Annotated in this window: 5 protein-coding genes and 1 pseudogene; all 6 read right to left on the bottom strand. The window is 46.8% G+C overall.

All coding sequences use genetic code 11. The annotated features are described in order from the left end of the window. The coding region (locus QZP87_RS04860; RefSeq protein WP_291321794.1) for a DegT/DnrJ/EryC1/StrS family aminotransferase at window positions 1-1,133 on the bottom strand (1,133 nt) is incomplete at its 3' end. A gap of 81 nt (window positions 1,134-1,214) precedes the next feature. Next, window positions 1,215-1,553, bottom strand: a pseudogene (locus QZP87_RS15515) (PIN domain-containing protein); the annotation flags it as partial. Then, a complete protein-coding gene (locus QZP87_RS04855; protein WP_291321793.1) occupies window positions 1,550-1,837 on the bottom strand; it encodes an antitoxin AF2212-like protein in 288 nt (95 codons plus the stop codon). The gene QZP87_RS04855 and the pseudogene QZP87_RS15515, both read right to left, overlap by 4 nt. Window positions 1,838-2,154: 317 nt before the next feature. Next, the gene (locus QZP87_RS04850; RefSeq protein WP_291321792.1) at window positions 2,155-2,451 is read right to left on the bottom strand and encodes a hypothetical protein; all 297 of its coding nucleotides are present in this window, start codon (window positions 2,449-2,451) and stop codon (window positions 2,155-2,157) included. 572 nt (window positions 2,452-3,023) lie between these two features. Beyond that, window positions 3,024-3,236 carry a hypothetical protein gene (locus QZP87_RS04845; protein ID WP_291321791.1) on the bottom strand — a complete coding sequence of 71 codons (213 nt, stop codon included), beginning with the start codon at window positions 3,234-3,236 and terminating at the stop codon, window positions 3,024-3,026. Continuing rightward, a partial coding sequence (locus QZP87_RS04840) for a PIN domain-containing protein (RefSeq protein ID WP_291321790.1) occupies window positions 3,233-3,597 on the bottom strand: 365 nt, incomplete at its 5' end. The genes QZP87_RS04845 and QZP87_RS04840, both read right to left, overlap by 4 nt.

Genomic DNA, 3,597 nt, shown 5'->3' with positions numbered 1-3,597 from the left:
TCCACCTGCTCTCTTCTCAGCTCCGGAAACATGGGCAGGGACAGGATTTCCCGGGCTGCCTGCTCTGCCGCGGGGAAATCCCCCTCTTTGTATCCCAGTCCGGCGCAGGCCGTTTGAAGATGCAAAGGCACTGGATAGTGCAGGCCCGTGGATACGCCTCTGCCCTGCAGATGGGCCTGCAATGCGTCCCGGTCACCGGCCCGGATGACATAGAGATGAAACACATGTCCGGCCTGGCCATCAATACCCGGGGTCCGGATCTCTCGAATGTCTTTCAGGAGTTCATTGTACAGAGCAGCATGTTCCTGCCTCTGCCTGGTCCAATCAGGCAGATATTTGAGCTTGGTACCAAGCACCGCGCCCTGAATGTTTTCCATGCGATAATTGTGCCCCATGTACTGGTGATGATAGCGCCTGCTTTCTCCATGGGCGCGCATGCTTCTGGCCTTGTCATAGAGATCCTGACTGTTGGTGATTACCGCCCCGGCCTCGCCGAAGGCGCCCAGGTTCTTGCCGGGATAAAAGCTGAATGCGCCGAACTCGCCAAAATTGCCTGTCTTTATGCCCTGCCAGTCAGCCAGATGGGACTGAGCGCAGTCTTCCACAACCACCAGGCCGTATTTTGCGGCCACAGCCATGATCCGGTCCATATCCGCGGACTGGCCGTAGAGGTGGACGGGGAGGATGGCCCGTGGCCGGAGATCGGATGTCCGACCTCCGACCTCCGACTTCTGACCTCTGACTCCTGTCTCCTGTATGGCTTTCTCCAGACAATCCGGGTCCATGTTGAAGGTCATGGGATCCATGTCTACAAACACGGGCACAGCCCCGGTCAAAGCCACGGCCTCGGCAGTGGCGAAAAAGGTGTTTGCCGGCAAAAAGACAGCGTCCCCCGGGCCGATATCCAGGGACATGAGGGCCAGGTGCAGGGCGTCGGTGCCGCTGGAGACACCGATGCAGTACCTGGCCTCCTGGGCCAAAGCAAACTCCTTTTCAAAGTCTTCAACATAATTGCCCAGAATAAAGGCGCTCCTGGAGATGACGTTCGTGATCCTGTCGTCGATTTCATTGTAAATCTGGTGATACTGGGCCCCCAGGTCCATGAAGGGGACATTTTCAGTCTTTGCAGACAAAAGACCTGCTTGATCTTGCCTGATGAATTCACTGGGTGTCAGTGCCGCAACTGGAGACTTTTTATAATGTTTGATGTTTCTAGTTATAATAAAATCAATATGATGCAGTTCAGCTGAGAACATCTTTAAATTGTCCTCAAAATCAGGCATTGTTGATTCAAAAGACTTTTGCAGAGTAAGATCTCGAATTGGAATTACTGATAATGACTGTAGATTTTGTACAATTTTTTTTCGGGCATCAAATTCACCCAGATTTTTTCTTAAAAAATAATGTATTGTGGAATGGGAGTCAGCGCAAATCCATCCCTGAACCTGACCGGAATCACATAAGCTCAAGACACAAAAGCTGTCTAAATAAAATTGTTCTCTGGGTTCCAATATGTCCAACAATACGTCTATATCAAAAAGTACCTGAATCACCTGTATTTCCTCCCAAGATATTCATGGTACTCAGCTTTATCCAGAGTGCCTGCCTGTCCCTGAAGAGCACCTACCAGCTCAAGAATTTTTTCGCTTGCTTTCAGATCCGGAAAATGTTTCTCAAAGTATCTTTTAGCCTCGCCTTGATAATACTCTGCAGACTTTTCACGATCAGGGGCTTCCGTATGGCTGACAACGACAACAGCCTCATAATCAGGTCCGATATTGACCGGTTCCATAGGGACAAATACCCCATCATGATACTTTACTTTAATTGTTTGCATACATGACCTCTTGCACTGTTGAATGTTCAAGGTGCTTTTCAATTTTTCCAATGGTCAGAATTTCATTTCAGGTATCTGTTTAGCGCTTTGCATGTGGCACGGCTTCCTGCCCGGCGGCATACACGGAGGGGGCCTGGCTCCCCCCGCACTAATTTTAAACATGCCAATCATCCTTCAGAAAAATAAGTGCGGGGGTGCCTGTCCCTGCTTTCCTTAAAAGCGCTAAACAGATACCATTTCAGAATATCTTGAGTGATCAAAAAACTTCCCCCTCCGACATCGGACATCAGACATCGGACATCCGTCCTCTCCAGAACTTAGCAAAGCCGGGGACAGTACCCGTGCCAAGCTTTCAGTTTTAAAAAAACGCGCAATGCTACCGTTTTTATGTCATAGATCAAAATAAAGGCAAAACGCTTGTTTTCAGGCCAGCCGGCCCAATCCTCAGGCAGCCTGGCCGCAGATTCAAGAACAGGCCAGACATCTCCAGCCCGGGAAAGTCGGTACTTGGACAGACGTCTGCGCAGAGCAATCTGCACAAACCTGGGCAGCATTGGCTTGATCAGGTAATAGGCATACTGTAAGTTTATGTTAAAAACTCCATAAAACAACATGGCTCCTGCTGTAAACTGAAATAGGAAGGCATACGTTGAAAAAGTCGCCTTTTAAGGAATATTATAAAAATTTTGTAAACAATCCTTTTTTGGCCAAAGGAAATAAATGCAATCAGCGGTTTCAGATATCATTGGCTTTTCCTGGCTTGGTCCGGCCGGCAAAACTTCTCTTGCAAAAAGTGTGTAAAATAAGCCGTAAGTTACACACTTTGCGTCAAGCGTAAAATGGGTAAAAAGCGGTATAACTTACACATTTTGCGTTTGACGCAAAACGGGTAAAAAGTGGGTTAAGTTACACACTTTGCGTTTGACGTAGAATGGGTAAATTAGGGGTTGGAGTTGGGCAGAATTCATCCTGTTGAGCCGGAACTTCCCTTAGGGCATTCAATCAGGGCGGGGTATGCGGGGTACTTGAAAAATCAAAACCAAAAAAACAGGCGGGGTAAAGCTGCCTATAGTGGGGAACTGGCAACATAATGTCCCTGTTGGTTATTGTGACATTTTCAACCTTGCCGTGGAATGGCTGTCCATCATAAACATGGAATGCTGTCCGTTTTGCCGTGGAATACGCATTAATAGCCTTTTTCGGTGTTTTTGTTTCTCCAATCCATTGCCTTGCGACTGATCTCTTCTATACTCAACTCTTCGTCAATGCCTTGCCGCCATTTGGTGTAATCAAATGATTCTCGCTGGATAAGGGCAATAAATCGTTCTGCCTCAACATCACCAAGATATTGTGCTAGTATCTGAAAACCTTTTTCCTTAATTTCTGTATCATTGATCATATCAACACCTCTTTAATAAACCCAATTGGGTCAGTGACATGTGTATCTCCAATAAGTGTAGCTTTTTTTAGAATTCCGACATCAGTAGTCAAAAAGTAATCTGCTCCAGCATAGATGGCGCTTGCGATGTGCAGCGTATCTATTGTTTTTATTCCATGTCCTCGAAGAATTCTCGCTAGATCAAGCAATTTTTTATTTTCAACGATCTCTTCTGTTGAGTGCTTTCGCCATTTGGAGATTTGATCTCTTCTTTCCCGGAAAGGATTCTTATTGTTTTCATAGTCCAATATGTACGACCAAATGAGCTTAAGAGCCCCCTTTCTGATTTCTTCTTGGATTGCCAATTTAGCTTCAGCTTCTA

The sequence above is a fragment of the Desulfonatronospira sp. genome (assembly GCA_003563255.1).
In the GTDB taxonomy this organism is placed as follows: Bacteria; Desulfobacterota; Desulfovibrionia; order Desulfovibrionales; family Desulfonatronovibrionaceae; genus Desulfonatronospira.
Note: the sequence above shows the minus strand (reverse complement) of the source record. Positions and strands in the feature narration are given on the sequence as shown.